This window comes from Nonomuraea sp. KM90 (assembly GCF_052246675.1).
Lineage (GTDB): Bacteria > Actinomycetota > Actinomycetes > Streptosporangiales > Streptosporangiaceae > Nonomuraea.
In genome coordinates, this window is sequence record NZ_JBQQCB010000335.1 from 1 (window position 1) to 1,716 (window position 1,716).

At 67.9% G+C, this 1,716-nt stretch carries 1 pseudogene; it reads left to right on the forward strand.

The features are described 5' to 3' along the window. Window positions 1-85 precede the first annotated feature (85 nt). Window positions 86-1,491: pseudogene (locus ACTWPW_RS63995) on the forward strand (IS1380 family transposase). The last annotated feature ends 225 nt before the right edge of the window (window positions 1,492-1,716 follow it).

Here is a 1,716-nt window from a genome sequence, read left to right on the forward strand (position 1 = left end):
GTGAAATAGGGCGAGGTGCCCTTTGGCCTGGGAAGATGGGAGTTCTCTACGCTCCAGCAACCCAAATCAGAAGGACACCTCGTACGTGCAATTCTTCCACGACGCGGCCAAGACCGATGCGATCTTCGACGACGAGCACGTGATCGTGTACGGCGGACTGGCCCCGGCGATGAGGCTGGCCGAGCGGTGCGGGCTGGACGCCTTGGTCGGCGAGCACCTGGCCATCACCGCCGCCGACGGGGTCAACGCGCCGGCGAAGGTCGCCTCGATCGTGGCGGGCATGATGTGCGGCGCCGACAGCATTGAGGACCTGGACGTGCTGCGCCACGGCGGCATGGACAAACTTTTCGACGGCATCCGCGCACCGTCGACGCTCGGCTCGTTCCTGCGCTCCTTCACCTGGGGCAACGTCCGCCAACTGGAGAAGAGTGCACGGCAGTTGCTCATCGGCTTGGCCGCTCGCACGCCGTTGTTGCCGGGCGCGGACGTACTGGCCTTCCTCGACATCGACTCGATGCAGCGCCGCACCTACGGGTATGCCAAGCAGGGCACAGGCTTCGGCCACACCAAGATCCAAGGCAAGAGCGTGCTGGTGCGCGGGCTGAACGTACTGGCCACCACCCTGTCCACACCACTGGCCGCGCCAGTGGTGTGCGGCACCCGGCTGCGCGGTGGCAACGCCAACTCCGCCCGCGGCGCTGCATCCCTGCTGCGCGAATCGATTCCGGTGGCCCGCGCCAGCGGAGCGACGGGCACGTTGCTGATGCGGGGCGACAGCGCGTTCTACGCCGCCGAGGCGGTGGCCGCCTGCCGCGAGCACGACACCCGCTTCTCCATCACCGCCAAGCTGGACCCCAAGGTCAAGGCCGCAATCGCCGTCATCGGCGAGGATGCCTGGACGCCCATCAAGTATCCACGCGCCATCTTCGACGAGCAGTCGGCGGCTGGGTCTCCGACGCCGAGGTCGCCGAGACCTCCTACACCGCCTTCACCAGCACGAAAGGAAAGGCCGTCACCGCCCGGCTGATCGTGCGCCGCATCCGCCGGCTCGACGAGCAGGCCGCAGCCGGACAGAACGAACTGTTCGCCACCTGGCGCTACTACCCGATCTTCACCGACAGCCCCTATACGCTGCTCCAAGCCGAGGAACAACACCGTGATCACGCCGTGCAGGAGCAGGTCAACGCCGACCTGATCGACGGACCGCTCGCCCACTTGCCCTCGGGAAAGTTCGCCGCCAACGCCGCCTGGCTCACTTTGGCGGCGATCAGCCACAACCTGCTACGCGCGCTCGGCTGCGTGGCCGGCACGCAGCACGGGCGAGCCCGTGGAGCCAGTCTGCGCCGCCGGCTCATCGGCGTTCCCGCCCGCATCGCCCGGCACGGCCGTGGACACGTGGTCTTCCACCTGCCCCAGCACTGGCCATGGCGGCAGGCCTGGACCAACGCCTTCCACACAACCCACCGCCCACCACCGACCCGCGCGGCCTGACCCGCCCGAAATCCCAGGTCACCGCCCCACTCGACGACCCTTGCCGGTCACCCTCGCCGCTCCAGCGCCCGCCCCCGTCCCCGACCCGCACCCCTGGACAAGCCGCGACCCGAGCACGGCAGGTGCCTCACGCTCTGAAACCAAGGCCTCTACCTGCGGGAACGGTCCTCGTCGACGAATTGGACCGAGAAATGATCACCAAGAATCAAGCCGTGGATTCAGGCT